This window comes from Prauserella flavalba, from assembly GCF_003202235.1.
Classification (GTDB): domain Bacteria; phylum Actinomycetota; class Actinomycetes; order Mycobacteriales; family Pseudonocardiaceae; genus Prauserella_A; species Prauserella_A flavalba.
In genome coordinates this window covers 536,556-557,986 of sequence record NZ_MASU01000005.1, presented here as the reverse complement: position 1 = coordinate 557,986, position 21,431 = coordinate 536,556, and the positions used below count along the sequence as shown (strand labels likewise).

Annotated in this window: 21 protein-coding genes, 1 pseudogene and 1 riboswitch; of the genes and pseudogenes, 10 read left to right on the top strand and 12 right to left on the bottom strand. The window is 72.5% G+C overall.

Features of this window, described 5'->3' with window-relative positions; all coding sequences use genetic code 11:
* Positions 1-9 precede the first annotated feature (9 nt).
* Positions 10-780: pseudogene (locus tag BA062_RS10000) on the top strand (Dyp-type peroxidase); the annotation flags it as partial.
* 9 nt (positions 781-789) lie between these two features.
* Here BA062_RS10000 and BA062_RS09995 read toward each other — a convergent pair.
* Both BA062_RS09995 and BA062_RS09990 read right to left on the bottom strand, forming a co-directional pair.
* Positions 790-1,629 carry a LuxR C-terminal-related transcriptional regulator gene (locus BA062_RS09995; RefSeq protein WP_245959754.1) on the bottom strand — a complete coding sequence of 280 codons (840 nt, stop codon included), beginning with the start codon at positions 1,627-1,629 and terminating at the stop codon, positions 790-792.
* An 18-nt stretch (positions 1,630-1,647) separates the two neighbouring features.
* On the bottom strand, positions 1,648-3,282 hold the full coding sequence (locus BA062_RS09990) for an AMP-binding protein (protein ID WP_110335780.1): 1,635 nt from the start codon (positions 3,280-3,282) through the stop codon (positions 1,648-1,650).
* Between the two features lie 127 nt (positions 3,283-3,409).
* On the opposite strand from BA062_RS09990, the gene BA062_RS09985 reads away from it, so the two are divergent.
* From BA062_RS09985 to BA062_RS09975, 3 genes are all read left to right on the top strand, one after another.
* Positions 3,410-4,009 (top strand): LURP-one-related family protein, encoded by a 600-nt coding sequence (locus BA062_RS09985; protein WP_110335779.1) that lies wholly within the window; start codon positions 3,410-3,412, stop codon positions 4,007-4,009.
* Positions 4,010-4,140: 131 nt separating this feature from the next.
* Positions 4,141-5,427, top strand: coding sequence for a glucarate dehydratase family protein (locus BA062_RS09980; protein WP_110337170.1), 1,287 nt, complete (start codon positions 4,141-4,143; stop codon positions 5,425-5,427).
* A gap of 5 nt (positions 5,428-5,432) precedes the next feature.
* Positions 5,433-6,419, top strand: a complete 987-nt coding sequence (locus BA062_RS09975; protein ID WP_110335778.1) for a 2-hydroxyacid dehydrogenase — start codon at positions 5,433-5,435, stop codon at positions 6,417-6,419.
* A gap of 51 nt (positions 6,420-6,470) precedes the next feature.
* On the opposite strand, the gene BA062_RS09970 is transcribed toward BA062_RS09975, so the two are convergent.
* From BA062_RS09970 to BA062_RS09935, 8 genes are all read right to left on the bottom strand, one after another.
* Positions 6,471-6,695 (bottom strand): hypothetical protein, encoded by a 225-nt coding sequence (locus BA062_RS09970; protein ID WP_110335777.1) that lies wholly within the window; start codon positions 6,693-6,695, stop codon positions 6,471-6,473.
* 182 nt (positions 6,696-6,877) lie between these two features.
* Positions 6,878-7,594 (bottom strand): sulfite exporter TauE/SafE family protein, encoded by a 717-nt coding sequence (locus BA062_RS09965; protein WP_110335776.1) that lies wholly within the window; start codon positions 7,592-7,594, stop codon positions 6,878-6,880.
* The gene (locus tag BA062_RS09960) at positions 7,591-8,607 is read right to left on the bottom strand and encodes an ABC transporter ATP-binding protein (RefSeq protein WP_110335775.1); all 1,017 of its coding nucleotides are present in this window, start codon (positions 8,605-8,607) and stop codon (positions 7,591-7,593) included. Before BA062_RS09960 ends, BA062_RS09965 begins: the two co-directional genes overlap by 4 nt.
* Positions 8,600-9,625 carry an ABC transporter ATP-binding protein gene (locus BA062_RS09955; protein WP_110335774.1) on the bottom strand — a complete coding sequence of 342 codons (1,026 nt, stop codon included), beginning with the start codon at positions 9,623-9,625 and terminating at the stop codon, positions 8,600-8,602. Before BA062_RS09955 ends, BA062_RS09960 begins: the two co-directional genes overlap by 8 nt.
* Complete coding sequence (locus BA062_RS09950; RefSeq protein WP_110335773.1) at positions 9,622-10,575, bottom strand: ABC transporter permease; 954 nt, start codon at positions 10,573-10,575, stop codon at positions 9,622-9,624. The genes BA062_RS09955 and BA062_RS09950 overlap by 4 nt, the downstream gene beginning before the upstream one ends.
* Before the next feature lie 18 nt (positions 10,576-10,593).
* The gene (locus BA062_RS09945; protein ID WP_110335772.1) at positions 10,594-11,523 is read right to left on the bottom strand and encodes an ABC transporter permease; all 930 of its coding nucleotides are present in this window, start codon (positions 11,521-11,523) and stop codon (positions 10,594-10,596) included.
* Between the two features lies 1 nt (position 11,524).
* A complete protein-coding gene (locus tag BA062_RS09940; protein ID WP_110335771.1) occupies positions 11,525-13,102 on the bottom strand; it encodes an ABC transporter substrate-binding protein in 1,578 nt (525 codons plus the stop codon).
* Positions 13,103-13,235: 133 nt separating this feature from the next.
* The gene (locus tag BA062_RS09935; protein ID WP_110335770.1) at positions 13,236-14,141 is read right to left on the bottom strand and encodes a LysR substrate-binding domain-containing protein; all 906 of its coding nucleotides are present in this window, start codon (positions 14,139-14,141) and stop codon (positions 13,236-13,238) included.
* A gap of 94 nt (positions 14,142-14,235) precedes the next feature.
* Here BA062_RS09935 and kdgD point away from each other — a divergent pair, with 94 nt between their 5' ends.
* From kdgD to BA062_RS09915, 4 genes are all read left to right on the top strand, one after another.
* A complete protein-coding gene (gene kdgD / locus BA062_RS09930; protein WP_110335769.1) occupies positions 14,236-15,156 on the top strand; it encodes a 5-dehydro-4-deoxyglucarate dehydratase in 921 nt (306 codons plus the stop codon).
* Positions 15,153-16,484: an enolase C-terminal domain-like protein gene (locus BA062_RS09925; RefSeq protein ID WP_110335768.1), complete on the top strand. Its 1,332-nt coding sequence runs from the start codon at positions 15,153-15,155 to the stop codon at positions 16,482-16,484. The genes kdgD and BA062_RS09925 overlap by 4 nt, the downstream gene beginning before the upstream one ends.
* Positions 16,485-16,501: 17 nt before the next feature.
* Positions 16,502-17,470: a 2-hydroxyacid dehydrogenase gene (locus BA062_RS09920; protein ID WP_110335767.1), complete on the top strand. Its 969-nt coding sequence runs from the start codon at positions 16,502-16,504 to the stop codon at positions 17,468-17,470.
* A 93-nt stretch (positions 17,471-17,563) separates the two neighbouring features.
* A complete protein-coding gene (locus BA062_RS09915; RefSeq protein WP_110335766.1) occupies positions 17,564-18,157 on the top strand; it encodes a dihydrofolate reductase family protein in 594 nt (197 codons plus the stop codon).
* Here BA062_RS09915 and BA062_RS09910 read toward each other — a convergent pair.
* Entirely contained in the window at positions 18,142-18,837 is a 696-nt protein-coding gene (locus tag BA062_RS09910; protein WP_110335765.1) for a TetR/AcrR family transcriptional regulator, read from the bottom strand. The genes BA062_RS09915 and BA062_RS09910 overlap by 16 nt on opposite strands.
* Positions 18,838-18,896: 59 nt before the next feature.
* On the opposite strand from BA062_RS09910, the gene BA062_RS09905 reads away from it, so the two are divergent.
* Positions 18,897-19,700, top strand: coding sequence for a thioesterase family protein (locus BA062_RS09905; RefSeq protein ID WP_110335764.1), 804 nt, complete (start codon positions 18,897-18,899; stop codon positions 19,698-19,700).
* Positions 19,701-19,706: 6 nt separating this feature from the next.
* On the opposite strand, the gene ykgO is transcribed toward BA062_RS09905, so the two are convergent.
* Positions 19,707-19,829 (bottom strand): type B 50S ribosomal protein L36, encoded by a 123-nt coding sequence (gene ykgO / locus BA062_RS09900; protein WP_110337168.1) that lies wholly within the window; start codon positions 19,827-19,829, stop codon positions 19,707-19,709.
* A gap of 105 nt (positions 19,830-19,934) precedes the next feature.
* Positions 19,935-20,046, top strand: a riboswitch (SAM riboswitch).
* Positions 20,047-20,081: 35 nt separating this feature from the next.
* Here ykgO and BA062_RS09895 point away from each other — a divergent pair.
* On the top strand, positions 20,082-21,431 hold the full coding sequence (locus tag BA062_RS09895) for an aminotransferase class V-fold PLP-dependent enzyme (RefSeq protein ID WP_110335763.1): 1,350 nt from the start codon (positions 20,082-20,084) through the stop codon (positions 21,429-21,431).

Genomic DNA, 21,431 nt, shown 5'->3' with positions numbered 1-21,431 from the left:
GGCGCCGGCGGCGACGACCTCGACCCGGCTCGCTGCGGAGGCGACCTGTGCGTGCAGGCGTGCGCCCACGACCCGCAGGTGGCGGTGCACGCCATCCGCAACCTCGCGTGGATCGGCTTCGGCAAGGTCGCCGTGCGCTGGTCGCAGCTCGGCTTCGGGCGTACGTCGTCCACCAGCCGCGCGCAGACGACACCGCGCAACCTCTTCGGTTTCAAGGACGGCACCAACAACCTGAAGGCCGAGGACACCGGGGCGCTCGACGAGCACGTGTGGGTCCGCACCGAGGACGGGCCGGAGTGGCTGGTGGGCGGCACCTACCTCGTGGCCCGCCGCATCCGCATGCACATCGAGATCTGGGACCGCACGTCGCTCACCGAGCAGGAGGCCGTCGTGGGCCGTGGCAAGGGCAGCGGCGCCCCGCTCGGCCAGCTCGGCGAGTTCGATCCCGTGGACCTGCACGTCCGTGGCGAGGGCGGCAAGCCGTTGATCGCGCCCGACGCCCACATCCGGCTCGCCTCGGCCGAGTCGCTGGGCGGCGCGAAGATCCTGCGCCGTGGCTACAACTTCACCGACGGCTCCGACGGCCTCGGCCACCTCGACGCCGGGCTGTTCTTCCTCTGCTTCAACCGCGACAGCCGCACGCAGTTCGTGCCCATGCAGCGGGCACTGTCCACGAAGGACGCGATGATGGAGTACCTGGAGCACACCGGTTCGGCGCACTTCGCGTGCCCGCCGGGCGTGCGCGAGGGTGGCTACTGGGGCGAGACGCTGTTCGCCTGACGCGCCGCCTCAGTCGAGCAGCCCGGCCTCGCGGGCCCGGCACACGGCCTGCACGCGGTTGGCCGCACCCAGCTTGCGCATCGCGCTCTTCAGGTAGGCCTTGACGGTGTTGGTGAGCAGGCCGAGCTCCTCGCCGATGGCCCGGTTGGGCTCGCCCCGCGCGACGAGCGCGAGTACCTCGGTCTCCCTCGGCGTCAGCGACACCGTGCCGTCGCCGGGTCTGCCGGTGGCGTGGCCGTCCCCGGCGAGCGCGCCCACCCGCGAGGAGACGGCCCGCAGCCGGTCGCGGGCCTGCCCGGTGACGAGCCCGGCGATGGCGTCGAGCTCCGCCCGCACCTGGTCCAGCTCGGTGCGCTCGCGGGCGACCGCACCGAGCCGCCGGTGCACCTCCCGCTCCACGGCGATGTCCCGCTCCACCTGCCTGGCCACCGAGACCGCCGAACGCAGCACCCGGTCGCCGAGCACCACCGGCTCTCGGCTCGCCGCGTAGAGCATCGCCGCCGGCGCGGGCCCGACGCGGACCGGGATCGCCAGCGCCGTGTGCAGCCGCTCGGGTGCCACCGCCCGGTCGTAGGTGTGCGTGATCTCGTCGGCATTGAAGTAGTCGCTCACCGCCGCGGGGCGCGCGAGGGCGAGCGCCTTGCCGCCGAGACCGGAGCCGAGATCGACCCGCAGCCGCAGCAGCGACTCGGTGAGCGCACCGCTGAGCTGGCTGATCACGAAGCTGCGCTGATCACGGCAGACGATCCCGCCGAAAGCCACGGGCAGCGCCGTGGCCCGGTGCAGCTCCCGCACCCCTCGGCTCAACACGGCCTGGACGGCCGACGGCATCGACATCGGTGTCGTCACGAGCCCGACCGTACCCGCCTACCCGGCGTTCTCGCGCTCGCGGTCGCGCAGCTTGAAGCGCTGGATCTTGCCACTCGGCGTCTTCGGCAGCTCGGTGACGAACCGGACGCCCCTCGGGTAGGCGTGCGCGGCGTAGCGTTCCTTCACCAGCTTCTGCAGCTCGGCCTCCAGCTCGGGCGTGCCCTCGGTGCCCTTGCTGAGCACGACGTAGGCGACGAGCACCTCGCCCCGCAGCGCGTCGGGGGCGGCGACGACGGCGGCCTCGGCGACTCCGGGGTGCGTCACCAGCACGCTCTCCACGTCGAACGGCCCGATCCGGTAGCCCGCCATGATGATCACGTCGTCGTCGCGGGACGAGAAGAAGAACCTGCCCTCGTCGTCGCGGTAGCCGCTGTCGCCGGTGAGGTACCAGCGGCCGTCGGCCGTGAACCGCTCCGCGGTCTTGTCGGGCGCGCCGGGATAGCCGGTGAACCAGAACAGCGGGCTCGCCTTGGTGTCGAGGGCGACCCTGCCGACCGTGCCGGCCGGCGCCGGCGCGTCGCCGTCCATCGCCAGCACCTCGCAGGAGTAGCCGGGCAGCGGGCGGCCCATCGAGCCGGGCAGGACCTCTTCGCGCAGCTCGTCGCGCCAGGCGTTGCCGATGACCATGCCGAGCTCGGTCTGGCCGTAGTGGTCGCGCACGGTGAGCCCGAGCACGCGCTCCGACCACTCGACGACCTCGGGGGTGAGCGGCTCCCCCGCCGACGACGCGCGGCGCAGCCGCAGTCCCGGCCGCGCGCCCTCGGGGTCGTTGCGCAGGCTGCGGTAGATCGTGGGCGCCGCGGCGAAGTTGGTGACGCCGAAGCGGTCGAGCACCTGCCACGTCAGCGGTGCCGAGAACCCGGCGTTGAGCCAGATGCTGCGCCTGCCCATCGCGAGCGGAGCCAGCACGGCGTAGTAGAGGCCGTAGGCCCAGCCGGGGTCCGCCGCGTCCCAGTAGACGTCGTCGGGGCGCACGTCGAGGCCGTCCACGAGATAGCCCTCGAGCGCGGCGAGCGCCCGCACGGGCACGCGGACGCCCTTCGGCGTGCCGGTGGTGCCGCTGGTGAACAGCTGGACGAGGGTGCCGTCGCCGCCGACGCGGGCCGGGGTGACGGCCGGGTGCTGCGCGCGCATCAGGTCCTCGAACGCGAGCCAGCCCGGGTTCGCTCCCGAGCCGCCGACCTCGATGACCGTCCAGTCGCCCTCGGGCAGATCGGGTCCAGGGGCCAGCTTGTGGGCCTGGCCGGCATCGACGACCACGGCCTTCGCATCGCCCGCGTGCAGGCGCAGGGCGATGGCGGGCGTGGCGAACGCGGTGAACAGCGGGATGTGCACGGCGCCGAGCCGCCAGATGCCGAGCAGCACGGTGGCGAGGTCGGCGGACTTGCCCATGAGCACGGCGACGGCGTCGCCCTGGCCGATCCCCTGCGCGGCCAGCGCGGCGGCGAAGGTCTCCGAGCGGCGGCGCAGCTCCCCGAAGGTGAGGTCCTCGGCGCTCAGGTCGCCCGCGATCACGGTCAGCGCGGTGTGCTCGGCCGGGTGCCGGTCGCAGAGCAGCTCCGCCGCGCAGGCGTCGGGCCGGTCGTACTGGGCGAGCAACCGCTCCGCCCGCTCGTCACTACGCAGGTCCATCGTTGGACACCTCTCCAGACAGTGGCACGGGTACCGCGCAGTATCGGGCGGCCCGCGCTGCCCTGCTACCTCCCAAGGAAGGTACGCCGCCGGTGCGATAATCCTGGCCTCACCGATGGGGGTTGCGATGGACGTCGGGCAGCTGCAGGCACAGCGGCACTTCCACGTGCACCAGAAGGTCACGATGATGGTCAACCGCTACGAGGTGTTCGCCGACGACGGGCAGGGGCAACCGGGCCCGCTCGTCGCGTTCGTCGAGCAGAAGCGAATGGCCTTCAGGGAGCAGGTGACGCTCTACACCGACGAGACGAAACGGTCGGTGCTGGCCGCGTTCAAGGCGCGCAAGGTGATCGACCTCGCCAGCGCCTACGACGTGACCACCCCGGAGGGTGCGTCGATCGGCTTCTTCGGCAAGAAGTTCGGCAGTTCGCTGCTGCGCTCCACCTGGCAGCTCGACCAACCCGGCGCCGACCCGGTGACGATCAGCGAGCGCAGCATGGCGCTGGCCCTGTTCCGCCGGATCTGGGACGTCATCCCGTGGGTCGGCGACCTGCCATTCCCGTGGATGTACCACTTCGACTTCGTCCGCGGGACCACGCACGTGGGCACGGTGGAGAAGAAGACCCGCTTCCGCGACCACTACCGCGTCACCATCGACGACCCCGCGCTCGACCGGCGGCTGGTGCTCGCACAGGCCGTGGCACTGGACGCCCTCCAGTCGCGCTGACAGATCACAGGTGAGGTGTCTCCCAATCTGTCAGGTGTCTACCCATGTAGACACCTGACGGTTAGACTCCGCGGTGTCCGCATGACCGTCGTCGCTCGCCGCCGGAGGCCAAGAAGGTGCCGCAGAACCCGTTGCCGACCGAGTCCACCGAGTCGCACCGCATCGCCGACGTGCGTATCACGCCCGTCGCCTTCCGTGACCCGCCACTGCTCAACACCGTCGGCGTGCACGAACCGTACGCGCTGCGCGCCATCGTCGAGATCGTCACCGACTCCGGGCTCTCCGGCCTCGGCGAGACCTACGGCGACGCGGGGCACCTCGCGCGGCTGCGCGCGGCCGCCGCGCAGCTGACCGGCGTGGACGTGTGGCACGGCAACGAGATCGAACGCCGGATCCACACCGCGCTCGCCACCGACACCAGCAAGGCCGGGCACGGGATGAGCGGCATGGTCACCGGCAGCAGCACGGTGCACCGCGTCCTGTCGCCCTTCGAGGTCGCGTGCCTCGACATCCGTGGCAAGGCCGTCGGCCGCCCGGTCAGCGACCTTCTCGGCGGCGCCGTGCGCGACCGCGTCGACTACAGCGCGTACCTCTTCTACAAGTGGGCCGGCCACCCCGGCGCCGAGCCCGACGACTGGGGCCCCGCGCTCGACCCCGCGCAGCTCGTCGCGCAGGCGCGGCGGATCGTCGACGACTACGGCTTCTCGGCGATCAAGCTCAAGGGCGGCGTTGTCGCGCCCGAGGAGGAGGTCGCGGCCATTCTGGCGCTGCGCGAGGAGTTCCCCGGCCATCCACTCCGGATCGACCCGAACGGCGCCTGGAGCGTGGAGACGTCCATCCGGGTCGGCAAGGAGCTCGACGGCGTCATCGAGTACCTGGAGGACCCGACCTCCGGCATCGACGGCATGGCGGCCGTCGCCCGCGAGGTCGCGATGCCGCTGGCGACCAACATGTGCGTGGTGGCCTTCGACCACCTGAAGCCGGCGGTGAAGGCCGACGCCGTGCAGGTCGTGCTCTCCGACCACCACTTCTGGGGTGGGCTCGACCGTTCCCGCACGCTCGGGAACATCTGCGACACGTTCGGCCTGGGCCTGTCGATGCACTCCAACTCGCACCTCGGCATCAGCCTGGCCGCCATGACCCACCTGGCGGCGGCCACGCCGAACCTGACCTACGCGTGTGACACCCACTGGCCGTGGAAGGACGCCGACGACGACGTCATCGTGCCCGGCGCGCTGACGTTCGAGGGTGGTGCCGTGGCCGTGCCGACGGGCCCGGGGCTCGGGGTCGAGCTCGACCGCGACGCGCTGGCCCGCCTGCACGAGCAGTACCTCGCGTGCGGCATCACCGAGCGGGACGACACCGGGTACCTGCGCCGGTTCGAGCCGGACTTCGACCCCACCGCGCCGCGCTGGTGAACCGGATGCGGATCCTGCTCACCGACCCGATCCTCACGCGCTTCACCGCGGAGCTGACCCGCGACGGAACCGACGGCCACGACTGGGAGTTCCTCGCCGGGAAGCCGGACGCCGAGATCGAGGAACGCCTGCGGGAGGCCGACGTGCTCGTCGCCTCCCGCATGACCCCGGGCATGGCGGAGGCGGGCGGACGGCTGCGGCTGGTCCACGTGACCGGCGCCGGCTACGACCGCATCCCGCTCGACGCGCTCGCCCCCGGTGTCACCGTCTGCAACACCTTCCACCACGGGCGCTCGATCGCCGAGCACGTCGTGCTGGCCGCGCTCGCGCTGTCGCGCCGGGTGCTGCGGGCGGATCGCCTGCTGCGCAGGGGAATCTGGGAGTCGGTGGCCGTGGACCCTGACGTCGAGCTCGGCGGCACGCTCGCCGGGCGGACCGTGGGCGTGGTCGGGCTGGGCGAGATCGGGGCGCAGGTGGTGCGCGCGACGACCGCGCTGGGCATGCGCGCGCGGGCGACGCGCCGCAACCCGGCAGCGCCGCTGCCGCCGGACCTGCGCCTCGACCGGGTGGCCGGCGACGATGGGCTCGCCGACCTGCTGACGGGCTCGGACGTCGTGGTGCTCACCGTGCCGTTGTCCCCGGCCACGCGGGGCCTGATCGGGGCCGAGCAGCTGCGGCTGATGCGGCCGGACGCGTTGCTGGTCAACGTGGCACGGGGACCGATCGTGGACGAGGACGCGCTGTACGAGGCGCTCGCGCAGCGCCGGATCGGCGGCGCCGCGCTGGACGTGTGGTGGAGCCATCCCAAGGACGGCGGCGGGGCACGCGGGTTCACGCGCCCGTTCCACGAGCTCGACACCGTGCTCCTGACCCCGCACCATTCCGGTCACACGCGGGAGACGTTCACCGGCAGGGCCGCCGAGATCGCCGCGAACCTCGCGCGACTGTCCACAGGGGAACCCCTGACGAACGTGGTCCGCGCCCCAGCGTGACCGGACCGCCGCTGACGGGACCGCAGTGAAGGCCACCTTCACTGCGCGTGCTCACGTCGTGTCGGGATGGACCTCGACGTCGTAGATCAGGCGGGCGGGCTCCCCGTTGGTGATGCCCACGAAAACGGGTTCCGCCGCCGGGGTCCGGCCCCGGCGCCACACCTCCTCGCGGGCGGCGTCCCGGGACTCCCGGTGTATCTGGCCCGACTGGTACAACCGCAGGATCCGGCGAGCCGTCTGCTTGTCCGAGTCCAGTTCGATGCGCAGCAAAGGCATGATGCGCCGCAGGGTACGCGCGCGCCCTGCGCCGAGGCGACCGATTTTCCGCCGGCGACCGCAGTGAAGGCCACCTTCACTGCGTGGAATCGGGCACAGCGGCGCGCAGCGCCTGCGTTTGGGTGGTGGTGGGAGACGGGCGGGCGCAGGCAAGGTGGCCTTCACTGCGGCGGGCGTGGGCGCTAGACGAACTGTTGCACCGTGAGGGTTGCCGCGCCCGCGACCGCCAGCAGCATGGCCACCGCGCGCGTGCGCCGCACGTCGAGGCGGCGCCCCAGCGGGCGCGCCAGGGCCACCCCGAGCGCGGCCGCGGGCGCCAGCAGCAGCGCGTAGCCGAGGCTCTCCCCCGTCACCGAGCCGGTGACGGCGAGCGCCGCGAGGCTCATCACCGAGCCGACGAGGAAGAACCCGCTCATCGTGCTGCGCAGGCGGGGGCCCGCGTAGCGCTGCCACACCATCGACATCGGCGGCCCGCCGATCGCGGTGGCCGTGCCCATCACGCCCGAGGCCATCCCGGCCAGCACCACCGCCCGCCGCGTCGGCCTCGGGCGGTAGCCCCACAGCGACACGACGACCCCGAGCACCACCATCCCGGCCACGCACAGCGCCAGCACCCGCGTGGGCAGCGCCGCGACCAGCAGGGCACCGGCGACGACCCCGGGCACCCGGCCCGCGAGTGCCCAGCCCGTGCCACGCAGGTCGATGTGCCCGCGGTCGAGCAGCAGCACCACGGCGGTGACGCCGGTGGCGAGCACGACGATCACCGCGGGCACCAGCTCTGGCGCGATCAGCGCGATCACGGGCGCCGCCAGCAGCCCCAGCCCGAAGCCGATCGCCACCTGGAGCAGCGCGCCGAACACCACCACCGCGCACAGCACGGCGAAGCCGCCGGCGTTCACGCGCCCATGGGGGTCAGGCTCAGCGGGTAGTGACAGCGTCCCTCGTGCGGCTCCAGCGTCCCGTCCCCGCGCCCCCTCGGGTCCGGCTGCTCCTCGGCGCACCGGTCGGCGGCCTGCCAGCAGCGGGTGCGGAAGCGGCAGCCGGACGGTGGGTCGAGCGGCGACGGCAGCTCGCCGCTCAGCAGGATGCGGTCACCGGTTCCCGCGGTACCGTCGGGTTCCAGCGCGGGCGCGGCCGACATCAGCGCCGCGGTGTAGGGGTGCAGCGGGCGATCGAAGACGTCCTCGGTGAGCCCGTGCTCGATGATCTTGCCGAGGTACATCACCGACACCCGGTCGGCGACGTGGCGCACCACGGACAGGTCGTGGGAGATGAACACATAGGACACTCCGAGCCGCTGCTGGAGGTCGGCGAGCAGGTTCAGCACCTGCGCCTGCACCGAGAGGTCCAGCGCCGACACCGGTTCGTCGCACACGATCAGGTCGGGTTCGAGCGCCAGAGCCCGCGCGATGCCGATGCGCTGCCGCTGTCCCCCGGAGAACTCGTTGGGATAGCGGTGGGCGTCGCTCGCGCGCAGCCCGACGAGGTCGAGCAGCTCCCGGACGCGGGCCTCCCGCTGCTTCGGCGTCGGCACCAGGTCGCGGTGGGTGCGCCACGGCTCTCCGATGAGGTCGGCGGCGGTCATGCGCGCGTTGAGGGAGGCGAACGGGTCCTGGAACACCATCTGCACGCGCCGCCGCCAGGCCAGCAGTTCCCTGCCCTTCAACGCGAACGGGTCCACACCGTCGAAGCGCATGGTGCCCTCGTCGGGCCTATCCAGCATCAGCACCACGCGCGCGAGCGTGGACTTGCCGCAGCCGGACTCGCCGACGAGGCCGAGGGTCTCGCCCCGGCCGAGCCGCAGATCGACGCCGTCGAGCGCGGTGAGCCGGTTGCGGCCTGCCTTGTTCCTGGCCACGCGGAACGACTTGCGCAGTCCCGTGACCTCCAGCAGCGGGGTCGGCTCAGACACTGGCCAGCTCCTCGGAGAAGTGGCACGCGGCCGCGCGCGCCGGACCGGTGGCGGTGAGGCGGGGACGCTCGTCGGCACAGCGCTCGCGCGCGAGCGGGCAGCGCGCCTGGAACACGCAGCCCGGCGGAACGTTGCTCAGCTCGGGCGGGCTACCGCCGACGGCGGGCAGCGGCTTGCCCTTCTCGGCCCGTTCGGGCACGGAGTCGAGCAGGCCCCTGGTGTAGGGGTGCCGCGGGTCGGCGAACACCTCGCGCACGGGGCCGGTCTCGACCACGTTGCCGGCGTACATGATCACGACGTCGTCGGCGTGCTCGGCGACGACGGCGAGGTCGTGGGTGATCAGCACCACCGCCATGTCCCGCTCGGCACGAAGGTCCCGCAGCAGCTGCATGATCTGCGCCTGCACGGTGACGTCCAGCGCGGTGGTGGGCTCGTCGGCGAGCAGGACGTCCGGTGCGAGCGCCACCGCCATCGCGATCAGCAGGCGCTGGCGCATGCCGCCGGAGAACTGGTGCGGGTACGACCTGGCGCGGGCCCTCGGCTCGGGGATGCCGACGATCCGCATCAGCTCGATCGCCTTCTCCTTCGCCTCGCGGCGGGACAGCCCGTGGTGGATGCGGAACGGCTCCCCCAGCTGCCTGCCCACCGGCTGCACGGGGTTGAGCGCGGCGAGCGCGTCCTGGAAGACGATCGACAGCACCGGGCCCGCCAGCCTCCTGCGGGCGCGCCTGCCGAGCGTGAGGACGTCGGTGCCACCGGCCTTCACCGAGCCGCCGACGACCTCGGCGACCGGTTCGAGCAGCCCGACGATCGACAGGGCGGTCATCGACTTGCCGCACCCGGACTCGCCGAGCAGCGCCAGCGTCCGGCCTTTGTGGACGCTGAAGCTGACGTCGTCGACGGCGCGGACGGTGCCGGACGCGGTGTGCAGGTCGACGCTGAGGTGCTCGACCGCGAGCGCGGGCTCGCCGGTGCGGGCCTCGGGCTCGGCGGTCGCGGTGCCGGGCAGCGGGTTCATGCGGTGACCTCCGTGGTGACACTGCGCTTGCCGCGCTTGCTCGTGGGCAGGGTCAGCCGCCAGCGCTGCGCGGGGTCGGTGGCGAGCCGGACCCACGCGGCGAGGATGGTGGCCGAGACGGTGGTGAGCACGATCGCGACGCCGGGCAGCACGGCGATCCACCACGCGGTCTGGAGGAACTGCCTGCCCTGCGCCACCATCAGGCCCCAGCTGACGTCCGGCGGCTGGATGCCGATGCCGAGGAAGCTCAGCGACGACTCGCTCAGCATCACGAAGCAGAAGTCGAGGGTGGCGACGGTGAGCAGGGTGGGCATCGCGATCGGCAGGATGTGCCGGTAGATCGTGGGCCAGCTCGTGGTGCCGAACGTCCGTGCCGCGTCGACGAACAGGCGGCTCTTCAGCTCCGCGGCCTCGGCCCGCGCGGTACGCAGGTAGATCGGGATCCTCGCCAGCGCGAGGATGAACACGATGTTGGCGACGCTGGGCGTGAAGACGTAGAGCACCACCACGGCCAGCAGCAGCGAGGGGAAGCTCAGGATCACGTCGGCGACGCGCATGGCGATGTTCTCGCGCCTGCCGCCGTGGTAGCCGGCCCACATGCCGATCGCGGAGCCGGCCACGAGCGAGAACAGCACCGCGGGGATCGCCACCGACAGCGTCGTGCCGGCCGCCTCGACGAGCCTGGCGAGGACGCTGCGGCCGAGGATGTCGGTGCCGAGCAGGCCGGTGATGCCGTGGTCGAAGGACGGCGGCCGCAGCGAGGCGTTCAGGTCCTGCCGGGTGGCGGCGTCGCCGAGCAGCAGCGGTCCGATCAGGGCGGTCAGCAGCACGAGCCCGAGCACCACGGCGGCGACCGCGGCCAGCTTGTCCCTGCCGAGCAGCAGCCACCAGCGAGGCGGTCGTTTCGGCGCGGCGGCCGTGTCGTCCGGCCGGTCCAGCGTGGCGGTCATCTCAGTGCCTCCCTTGGCTCACGCCGGAACCGCCTGCCGGACCCTGGCGTCCAGCAGCGCGTAGCAGACGTCGATGAGGATGTTCAGCAGGAAGATCGTCACGGCGGTCAGCAGCACGGCCGCCTGCAGCACCGCGAAGTCGCGCTGCAGGATCGAGTCGATCATGAGCTTGCCGATGCCGGGCCAGCCGAAGATCGTCTCGACCACGACCGCGCCGTTGACGAGTCCGATGGTCAGGTCTCCGGCGACCGTCAGCACGGGCATGGTGGCGTTGCGCAGCGCGTGGCCGAACACCACCCGCTGCTCGCTCGCGCCCTTGCTGCGGGCCACCTTGACGTAGGGGGCCGACAGAGCCGCGACCATCGAGCCGCGCACCACCTGCACGAGCACGCCGAACGGCCGGATCAGCAGCGTCGCGATGGGCAGCACCCACACCTCGGGCCCACCGGTAACGCCGGACGTCGGCAGGATGCCGAGGCTCACGCCGAACACCAGGACGCCCATGATCGCGAACCAGAAGTCGGGGATGCTCGCTGCCGTCATCGACAGGAAGCTGGAGGTGCGGTCGGCGAGCGAGTTCGGGCGGTACGCGGCGAGACTGCCGATGAGGACGGCTCCCACGATCGCGATCAGCATGGTGACGGCGGCGAGCTGCAGGGTCGCCGGGAACGCCTCGAGCACCATCTCGGCGGCGGGCTGGCCCGTGCGCAGCGACTCGCCGAAGTCGAGCTGGACGACCTGGCCGAGGTAGTCCCACAGCTGCACGAGGATGGGCTGGTCGAACCCGTGCTCGGCCGAGAAGGCCGCGCGCTGCTCCGCGGTCGCGCTGAGCGGCAGGTAGAGGTCCACCGGGTTGCCGGTGAGGCGCGCGAGGATGAACACGCCGAGCACCACGACCACCAGCGGGATGGCGCTGGAGACGATGCGCTTGCGCAGGAAGGTCGTCACGTCAGCGTCCCTGTCCCTTCGCGGGCCGCACGTCGGCGAGCCGCAGCTCGTCGCCGGTGGCCGGGTTCGGCTCGTACTCGACGGAGTCGCCGATGCCCAGCAGCCCGCGCATGTGCGCGAGGTAGGCGTACTGCGCGACCGTCTCGTTCTGGTCGGCGAGCACGGCCGCGAAGGCGTTCTGGCGGGCCTGCCCGGACAGCTTCTCCGCGGCGTCGATCCGGGCGTCGAGCTCGCGGGTGCCGAACGTCGACTGTGGACCGTCGCTGACGAGGTACTGGCTCGTGGTGAAGGCGGCGTCCCCCGCCTGGTTTCCGTGCATGATCAGCAGTGCGACCGGGCCGACGTTCTCCGGGAACGGACGCAGCTGGTACTGCAGGTGCGCGGCGGTGTCCGTCATCAGGATCCGCACGTTGAGGCCGAGCTGCGCGAGCTGGTACTGGAGCGCCTCCGCGGTCTCGGCGACGCGGGGGAACTGGTCGTTGCGGGCGACGAGCGTGATCTCCCGGTCGAGCGGCGCGCCGTCGGCCCTGGCCTGCTCGACGAGCGCGCGGGCGGCGCCGAGGTCGGGTGCCTGTGCCTTCAGCGCGGGGTTGTAGCCGACGACGCCGTCGGGCACCAGCTGCGCGGCGGGCTCGCCGAGCCCGTCGAACAGGGTCCTGGCGATGGCCTGCCGGTCGATCACCAGGCCGATCGCCTTGCGCACGCGGATGTCGTCGAGCGGCGCCTGGGTGCCGTCGAGCCGCAGTGCGGTGGTCTCGTTGTTGGGGTAGGCGATCGAGTTCTCCTCGGTCGCGTCCTCGGGGTCGAGCCCGGTGGAGACGTCGGCCTCTCCCTTGGCGATCATGGCGGCGCGCACGCTGGACTCGGAGCGCCAGACGTAGCGCACCACGGGGAACGAGGGCTGCTCGCCCCAGTAGTTCTCGTTGCGGTGCAACGTGATGGAAACCCCGGTCTGCCAGCCGGCGATCGCGTAGGGCCCGGTGCCGACGGGCTCGCGCACCTTGGCCTCGGTGCTCGTGCCCCTCGGCACGATCTCCACGAAGCTCAGCCGCAGCGGCAGGATCGGGTCCGGCTCGGCGGTGGTGACGGTCAGCGAGGTGGGGCTTGTCGCCTCCACACCCAGTTCCTCGTCCTCGAAGACGTAACCGTCCACATTGCACGCGAGGTCGGAGTTCACCGCGCGGTCGATGGAGAACGCGGCGTCCTCCGCGGTGAACGGCGCTCCGTTGTGGAAGCGGACGCCGGAGCGGATGTCGAACGTCCACGTGGTGGGCCCGGTCTGCCGCCAGCCCGTGGACAGCAGCGGGTCGAGCTCGCCCGTGGTGGGGTCGCGCTCGATGAGCGGCTCGCTGATGTTGGACCGGACGACGACGCCGGTGGAGGTGAGCGACGACTCGCACGGTTCGAGGGTCGGGGGCTCCTGGGCGAGCACGATGCGCAGCGTGCTGCCGTCCGCGGCTCCGGCGTCGCCGGCACCGTCGCTGTTCGCGACGGCACACGCGCTCGCCGGGAGCAGGGCGGCGGCGAGCAGCGCCGTGAGCACTCTCGTCCGCCGCCGGGAGGGTACGGAAGACAGCATCGTCTCTCCGGGAGGTGTGTGGGTGGGATGGGCACGGCGGGGACCGGAGGCGCATTCATTGCGAGACAGTGTCTATAAATGCGACGCCGGTCTTCATGTGTAGACAGGACGGTAAGGCTGAGGCCCCGAACCGTCAAGGGGCGGGTGGCAGCGTGAGCCGCAGCAGCGCGTCCAGCGCGGGGTTGTCGTGCCCGGTTCGCCACACACAATGGGTCTCCACCACGTCCGGGCGCAGGCCCTCCACCTCGGTGAACGTCAGGTTGGGCAGGTGCAGCGCCGACGCCGACCGCGGCACGAGGCCCACCCCGAGCCCTGCGTCGACCAGCGCGAGCAGGCTGTGCACCTGGCCGACCTGCTGCACGTAGCGCGGCTGCGCGCCGACGCCGTGGAACGCGCTGATCACGAGTTCGTGCAGGTAGCGGGCCGCGACCGGGGCGTAGGTGACGATCTCGTGCGCGGCGATCTCGGCCAGCGACGGCGGCCTGCCCAGCGTGGTGAGCGCGTGCCCGCGCGGGCAGGCGAGCACGAGGCTCTCCACGTGCACCCGCCGCGCGCTGAGCAGCTCCGAGGCGGGGACGCCACGCGCCAGGCCGACGTGGATCTCCCCCGCCAGCAGCGCGTCGATCTGCTCGCGGGTCACCAGCTCGGTCAGCGTCAGCTCCACCTCGGGCAGTTCCTCACCGATCACCCGGATCCACGTCCCCAGCACGGTGAGCGCGGAGATCGCCGTGAAGCCGACCCGCAGCCTGCCCGCCGTGCCGAGCGCGGCGTTGCGCGCCGCGGCGGGCGCGGCGTCGGCGAGGCTCAGCATCCGCCGCGCCTCCGGCAGGAACGCCTCCCCCGCCGGCGTCAGCAGCACCGCCCTCGGCGTGCGGACCAGCAGCTCGACCTCCAGCGACCGTTCGAGCTTCTGCACCTGCCTGCTCAGCGGCGGCTGCGTGATCCGCAGCCGGGCCGCCGCCCGGCCGAAATGCGCTTCCTCGGCGACCGCGACGAATCCGCGCAGCTGCTCCAGCGTGAACCGGGCGGGGCTTGTCATGCCCGGAAGGTATCAACCGATGCGATCTTGGCGTTAGACCGGTATCACCGCAGGTTCTAGGCTTCGGGCAACCTTTCACGACACTGGAGCCGCCATGACGCCGTTCAGCCCCGAGGACCTGAGGACCACGCTCGGTGCGGGACTGTTGTCCTTCCCCGTCACGCACGCGCGGCCGGACCTGACCTTCGACGAGGACGGCTACCGCGAGCACCTCGCGTGGCAGGCGCCCTTCGGCTCGTCCGGGGTGTTCGCCGCGGGCGGCACCGGCGAGTTCTTCTCCCTCACCCCCGCCGAGGTCGCCACCGTCGTGCGCGCGGCCGTCGCCGCGACCGCCGGGGCCAAGCCCGTGGTCGCCCCCGCCGGCTACGGCACGGCGCAGGCCGTCGAGATGGCGCGCGACGCCGAGGCCGCCGGAGCCTCCGGCGTGTTCCTGCTCCCGCCGTACCTCACCGAACTGTCCCAGGAGGGCCTCGTCGCCCACGTCCGCGCGGTGTGCGCGGCGACCGGGCTGGGCGTGATCGTCTACCACCGCGCCAACGCCCGCTTCGGCTTCGACGCCGTGCGGGAGCTCACCGACACCTGCCCGAACCTCGTCGGCTTCAAGGACGGCGTCGGCGACGTCGACCTGATGACCCGCATCCACGCGGGGCTGGGCGAGCGGCTGCTGTCGATCGGCGGGCTGCCGACGGCCGAGACCTACGCGCTGCCGTACCTGGAGATGGGCGTGACCACGTACTCGTCGGCCATCTTCAACTTCCTGCCCGAGTTCGCCCTCGGCTTCTACACCGCCGTGCGCGAGCACGACACGGCGGCCGTCTACCGCAAGCTCTCCGAGTTCGTCCTGCCGTATCTGGACATCCGCAACCGCAAGGCGGGCTACGCGGTGTCGATCGTCAAGGCGGGCCTGCGTGCGGTAGGACGGGACCCGGGACCCGTCCGGCCCCCGCTGACCGACCTCACCGGCACCGAGCTCGGTGAGCTGACCGCACTCGTCGACAAGGTGAACCGCGCATGAGCACCGTCCCCGTCATCACCGGCTACCGCGTCGTCCCCGTGGCGGGCCGCGACAGCATGCTGCTCAACCTCAGCGGCGCGCACGGTCCGTTCTTCACCCGCAACCTGCTGATCCTCACCGACTCCGATGGCCGCACCGGGGTCGGCGAGGTGCCGGGCGGGCCCGCGATCACCACGACACTGGAGGAGGCCAAGGACCTCGTCCAGGGTGCGCGCGTCGGCGACCACCACGCGGTCCTCGCCGCCGTCCGGGAGCGCTTCGCGAGCCGCGACGCGGGCGGGCGCGGCCAGCAGACGTTCGACCTGCGCGTGACCGTGCACGTGTGCACCGCCATCGAGTCGGCGCTACTCGACCTGCTCGGCCAGTTGCTGGACCAGCCCGTCGCCGCCTTGCTCGGCGACGGCAAGCAGCGCGACCGCGTGCCCGCGCTCGGCTACCTGTTCTTCGTCGGCGACCGGGAGCGCACCGATCTGGACTACCGCCACGGCGACGACAGCGGCGACGAGTGGTTCCGGCTGCGCGACGAGGAGGCGCTCGACGCGAACTCCGTGATCGCGCTCGCCGAGGCCGCCAGTGCCCGCTACGGCTTCACCGACTTCAAGCTCAAGGGCGGCGTGCTGCCCGGCGACGAGGAGGTGGAGGTGATCACCGCGCTCGCCGAGCACTTCCCCGGCGTCAACGTGACCCTCGACCCCAACGGCGGCTGGCTGCTCTCCGACGCCATCGCGCGCGGCAGGAGGCTGCGCGACGTCCTCGCCTACGCCGAGGACCCGTGCGGCGCGGAGGACGGTTATTCCGGACGCGAGGTGCTCGCCGAGTTCCGCCGCGCCACGGGCCTGCGCACCGCCACCAACATGGTCGCCACGGACTGGCGCCAGCTCGGCCACGCGGTGCGCGAGCACGCCGTCGACATCCCCTTGGCGGACCCGCATTTCTGGACGATGAGCGGCTCGGTGCGCGTGGCGCAGCTGTGCGACGCGTGGGGGCTGACGTGGGGCTCGCACTCCAACAACCACTTCGACGTGTCGCTGGCGATGTTCACCCACGTGGCCGCTGCGGCGCCCGGCGAGATCACCGCGATCGACACGCACTGGATCTGGCAGGACGGCCAGCGCCTCACCAAGGAGCCGTATCCGCTCACCGACGGCCAGCTGACCGTGCCGGATCGCCCCGGCCTCGGTGTGGAGCTGGATCCGGAGCAGGTGGAGGCCGCCCACGAGCTGTACCTGCGCGAGGGCCTCGGTGCCCGCGACGACGCGGCGGCCATGCGGTATCTCGTCAACGGCTGGAGCTTCGACCCGAAGCGGCCCGCACTCGACCGCGACTGAACACGGCAGGAGTTTCGATGACCCAGTCCGCCCCGCAGGGCGTGGTCCTGCAGGTGTGCCCGCTGCTGGAGTCGCTGGAGCAGGCTCTGGCCACGCACCACGACACCGTGCGCCTCGCCGAGCAGCCCGACCCGGCCGCCTATCTCGCCGAGCACGGGCACGAGGTGGTGGCCGCCGTGACGAGCGCGCGGGTGGGCGTCAGCGACGAGCTGATGGACGCACTGCCCAAGCTCCGCGCGATCGTCCACTTCGGAGTCGGCTACGAGACCACCGACGTGGCCAGGGCCCGTGCGCGCGGCATCGACGTCAGCAACACCCCCGACGTGCTCACCGACTGCGTCGCCGACCTCGCGGTGGGCGCGCTGATCGACGTGCTGCGCAGGCTCGCCGCCGCCGACCGGTACGTCCGGCGGGGCGAGTGGACCCCGGGCGGCTACCCGCTCTCGACGAAGGTGAGCGGCAAGCGCGTCGGCATCCTGGGGCTCGGCCGGATCGGCCGCGCCATCGCACGCAGGCTGGAGGGCTTCGACGCCGAGCTGAGCTACCACTCGCGCAACCCGGTGGAGGGTGTGCCGTACCGCTACGCGGCCTCACCCGTGGAACTGGCCGAGGGTGCCGACGTGCTCGTGATCGCCACGTCGGGCGGCGCGGCGACGCGCGGGCTCGTCGGGGCCGACGTGCTCGCCGCACTCGGGCCCGACGGCTACCTCGTCAACATCGCGCGCGGCAGCGTGGTCGACGAACCCGCGCTCGTGTCGGCGCTCACCGAGGGCCGGATCGCGGGCGCCGCACTCGACGTGTTCGCCGACGAGCCGAATGTCCCGGCACCGCTGCTCGAACTGGACAGCGTGCTGCTGCTGCCGCACATCGCGAGCGCGACCCGCGAGACGCGCGAGGCCATGGGCGAGCTGACCTTCCGCAACCTCCACACGTTCCTGACCGAGGGCAGGCTCGTGACCCCGGTCCCGGAGGTCGCCGGTTCCTGATTTCTCCGCCGGGTGTCGATCGAGACGCGCCGTCTTCGACGCTCCACGTGAGGGTCGCGATACGGGCGCGGCCACCGAGCGGAGGAGACCGCCATGACCGACACCGCAGGCCGCCGCGTGATCGCCTGGGCGAGCATCTCGATCGACGGCTACACCAGCGGACCGGAGGGGCCGGCCCACGACACGTGGCTGTACCGGCACGCCGGACGCCAGGAGACGGCAGAGTACTTCGAGGGCGTGTGGCGCGGGGTGGACACCGCGCTGCTGGGCCGCACCAACTACGAGGGGTTCGCCTCGGTGTGGCCCGCGATCACGCGGGACCCCGCGACCGACGCGCGCACTCGTGAACTGGGCCGCTGGCTGGAGGCCGTGGAGAAGGTGGTGTTCTCCCGCACGCTGGAGAGCGCGGGCTGGCGGAACTCCCGGGTCGCACGCGAGCCGGAGCGCGAGGTCGCCGCGCTGAAGGCCTCGGACGGCGGCGCCATCATGGTGCTCAACAGCGCGAGCGTGATCCAGACGCTGCTGAAGGCCGACCTGATCGACGACCTGCGTTTCGCCGTCGTGCCGGCCCTGCTGGGTGGTGGGCTGCGGCTGCTGCCCGAAGGACTGCCCGCGTCCGGCTGGACGCTCGCGAGCAGTGCAACGCTCGCGCACGGAGCGGTGTGCCTGCACTACCGGCGCGGTTGATCCCGCTCCGGCCAGCTCGCGGTGAGTGCGTCGAGCCCCTCGGCGAGCTGGGCGCTGGCCGGGGTCGCCTCGCGCGGGATGCGGGAGGCCAGGACCGTGCCGAAACCGGCCATGCGCACCACGTTGTCGATCAGCGTGTCGAGGTCGTCCGGCCAGTCGAACTCCGGCTGCGCGATCAGCAGGCTCACCAGTCCGTGCAGCGCCGACCAGAGCCCCACGGCGAGTGACTCGGGGCGGCCACGCATGATCCCGGCCGACACACAGGCCGCGGCGGCCTCGGTGACGTAGCGGAAGCACGCCCGCGCACCCGGCGACCGGTGGGCGGAGGGCCGCATCAGGAGCACGCGGTACTGCACCGGGTGCTCGAGGGCGAACGTGGCGTAGCCGCGACCGCAGCGGCCCAGCACGCGCAGCGGGTCGTCGACGCCCTCGGCGTGCTCCCGCATCCGGCGCTCCAGCTCGCCCCACGACCGCAGGCACACCGCTTCGAGCAGGTCGTCCCTGTTCGCGAAGTGCAGGTAGACCGACGGCGTCGTGACCCCCGCGCGCGCGGCGACCGCGCGCAGGGTGAGCGCCCCGTCGGAGCCGGTCTCGACGAGCAGCGCCTCGGCCGCGAGCAGGATCTCCTCGCGCAGCTTCTCACCCTCGCCAGGGCGTGCGCGCGAGCGCGTCGACCTCATCGCTCCAGCGTGACAGAGCCGACTTGACACCGTCAACTTGACGCTGTCAATCTGAGCGCATGGGCAACTTCCAGGAGGCCACGGCGCTCACGCGCGGGCCTGGCGCCGACGTGTTCACCGTGGACCTCGATCCCCAGTGGACGGTCGGCGGCCGGATGCACGGCGGCTACCTGCTGGCCGCGATGGCGAGGGCCGCCACGGAGGTCGGGCCACACGCACACCCGCACGCGGTGAGCGCGTCGTTCGCCGTGCCGCCGCAGGCCGGCCCGGCGCAGGTGTCGGTGGAGGTGCTGCGCGCGGGCAACGGACTGACCCAGTCGCGCGTGCGACTCGACCAGGACGGCACCCCGTGCGCCGAGGCACTGCTCACGCTCGGCCCGCTCGCCGACGACGAGCCGTACTGGTCGGGCGTCACGCCCGCGGACCTCCCACCGGAGCACGAGTGCGTGCGCGTCCCTGCCGAGGCGCCCGGCGCCGGCTTCCGGGTGGACCTCATGGACGTGGTGGAGCAGCGGCTCGACCCGCGCCCACTCGGCTTCCTCGGTGGAACGCCGTCGCGCCGGGGCGAGATCTCCGGCTGGCAGCGGCTCGCCGACGGCTCCGACTGGGACCCGCTGAGCCTCCTGGTGGCGCTCGATCCCGTGCCGCCGGTGTCATACGACCTCGGCATCCCGGGGTGGGCGCCGACCCTGCAGTTCAGCGCCTACCTGCGGCGGCCGCCCGCCCCGGGCCCCGTGCGCGTGCGGATGCGGGCGGGCGTGGTCGCTGGCGACCGGATGGACGAGATCGCCGAGGCGTGGGACAGCAAGGACCGGCTGGTGGCCCAGGCGACCCAGCTCGCGGGCGTGCGCCTGCCTGCCTGAGCCGCGTCAGCCCTGACGGGCCTTGTAGCGCGGGTCGCGCTTGTTGAGGACGAACACCTTGCCGTGGCGGCGCACCACTTGCGCCCCCGGCTTGTTCTTCAGCGAGCGCAACGACTTCCGGACCTTCACGGCCACTCCCTTCCCTTCCTTGTTGACAACGGTTTTCATTATACTCGCGGTCGGCCACGAATACCCCTCGCGCCGGGGCCGCGCCGTGAGGTACCGTCTCGGCTAGGTCATGAGCGCCAGCGTCAAGCCCCGGCTTGCTGGCCGGCAACCCTCCGACCGTGGTGGGGTGCCCCGGGTGACGACCTGGCTCGCCGGAACAGGCGGGCAAGCGCGGGCCCCTCACCGGGTCCCAGGACCCACCGAGGAGGCCACATGTCCGTCACGTTCGCATCCCCTGCCCTCACCACCGTCATCCCGCCTGCCGTGCCCGGCACCGCGGGAGACGACCTGCGCGTGCCACTGGTGACCGGCGGCGAGATCGGCTACGCGAACCTCGACCACGCCGCCAGCGCACCGTGCCTTTCCGCCGTGCGCAGGGCCGTCGACGAGTTCCTGCCGTGGTACGCCAGCGTCCACCGGGGCGCCGGGTTCGCCTCACAGGTGTCCACAAAGGTCTACGAACGCGCCAGGCGGGCCGTCGGCGCGTTCGTCGGCGCGCGGTCGTCCGACACGGTGATCCTCACGCGCAACACCACCGACGCGCTCAACCTGCTCGCCCGCGCCGTCCCGAAGGGCACGGCCGTCGTCCTGTTCGACACCGAGCACCACGCCGCACTGCTGCCGTGGCGGGGCAGGCACGTGTACCGCGTGCCCGCCCCGCGAACCCGGCACGAGGCCGTGCGCGCGCTCGCCGAGACGCTGGGCCGCTGCCCCGAGGGACCCCGGCTGGTCGTGGTCACCGGTGCGTCCAATGTGACCGGTGAGGTGCTGCCGATCGCCGAGCTGGCAAGGGTCGCGCACGCCGCCGGAGCCCGCATCGCCGTCGATGCCGCCCAGCTCGCGCCCCACCGCGCCGTGTCGCTGCGCGAACTCGACGCCGACTACGTCGCGCTCTCCGGGCACAAGCTCTACGCGCCCTTCGGGGCTGGCGCGCTCGTCGGCAGGGCCGACTGGTTGCGGGCGGCGGAGCCGTACCTCTCCGGTGGCGGCGCCAGCAAGCTCGTGGCCCGGCACGACGACGGACTCGGCGTGGTCTGGAACACCGGGCCCGAACGGCACGAGGCCGGTTCCCCGAACACCGTCGGCGCGCACGCGCTCGGCGTCGCCTGCACGGAGGTCGCCTCCGGGCGCGAGCGCATCGAGGCACACGAGGCGGACCTGCTCGCGCGGCTCGATCGCGGGCTCGCCTCGGTGCCGGGCCTGCGCGTGCTGCGGCTGTTCGACGACGACGGCGACCGGGTGGGCACGGTCTCCTTCGTCATCGACGGCCTGTCCCCCGGGCTGCTCGCGGCCGTCCTGTCGGCCGAGTACGGCATCGGCGTGCGGGACGGCGCGTTCTGCGCGCACATCGCCACCCGCCGGCTCATCACGGCCGCGGGCGGCGAGGGCGGGCAGGCCGTGCGGGTCAGCATCGGGCTCGGCACGACCCGCGAGCACGTCGGCCGGCTCGTCACCGCGCTGCGCGAGATCACCGGCCGCGGCCCGCGCTGGACCTACGCCGAGAACGAAGGGCGGTGGGCGCCGAGCCCGGATCCCCGTCCGCTGCCGGGGTTCCTCGCGTGA

Coding starts and splice junctions, on each gene's coding strand:
- BA062_RS09990 (WP_110335780.1), bottom strand. CDS start 3,282: ATGGACCTGCGTAGTGACGAGCGGGCGGAGCGGTTGCTCGCCCAGTAC.
- BA062_RS09985 (WP_110335779.1), top strand. CDS start 3,410: ATGGACGTCGGGCAGCTGCAGGCACAGCGGCACTTCCACGTGCACCAG.
- BA062_RS09975 (WP_110335778.1), top strand. CDS start 5,433: ATGCGGATCCTGCTCACCGACCCGATCCTCACGCGCTTCACCGCGGAG.
- BA062_RS09970 (WP_110335777.1), bottom strand. CDS start 6,695: ATGCCTTTGCTGCGCATCGAACTGGACTCGGACAAGCAGACGGCTCGC.
- BA062_RS09955 (WP_110335774.1), bottom strand. CDS start 9,625: ATGAACCCGCTGCCCGGCACCGCGACCGCCGAGCCCGAGGCCCGCACC.
- BA062_RS09950 (WP_110335773.1), bottom strand. CDS start 10,575: ATGACCGCCACGCTGGACCGGCCGGACGACACGGCCGCCGCGCCGAAA.
- BA062_RS09940 (WP_110335771.1), bottom strand. CDS start 13,102: ATGCTGTCTTCCGTACCCTCCCGGCGGCGGACGAGAGTGCTCACGGCG.
- BA062_RS09935 (WP_110335770.1), bottom strand. CDS start 14,141: ATGACAAGCCCCGCCCGGTTCACGCTGGAGCAGCTGCGCGGATTCGTC.
- kdgD (WP_110335769.1), top strand. CDS start 14,236: ATGACGCCGTTCAGCCCCGAGGACCTGAGGACCACGCTCGGTGCGGGA.
- BA062_RS09925 (WP_110335768.1), top strand. CDS start 15,153: ATGAGCACCGTCCCCGTCATCACCGGCTACCGCGTCGTCCCCGTGGCG.
- BA062_RS09920 (WP_110335767.1), top strand. CDS start 16,502: ATGACCCAGTCCGCCCCGCAGGGCGTGGTCCTGCAGGTGTGCCCGCTG.
- BA062_RS09915 (WP_110335766.1), top strand. CDS start 17,564: ATGACCGACACCGCAGGCCGCCGCGTGATCGCCTGGGCGAGCATCTCG.
- BA062_RS09910 (WP_110335765.1), bottom strand. CDS start 18,837: ATGAGGTCGACGCGCTCGCGCGCACGCCCTGGCGAGGGTGAGAAGCTG.
- BA062_RS09905 (WP_110335764.1), top strand. CDS start 18,897: ATGGGCAACTTCCAGGAGGCCACGGCGCTCACGCGCGGGCCTGGCGCC.
- BA062_RS09895 (WP_110335763.1), top strand. CDS start 20,082: ATGTCCGTCACGTTCGCATCCCCTGCCCTCACCACCGTCATCCCGCCT.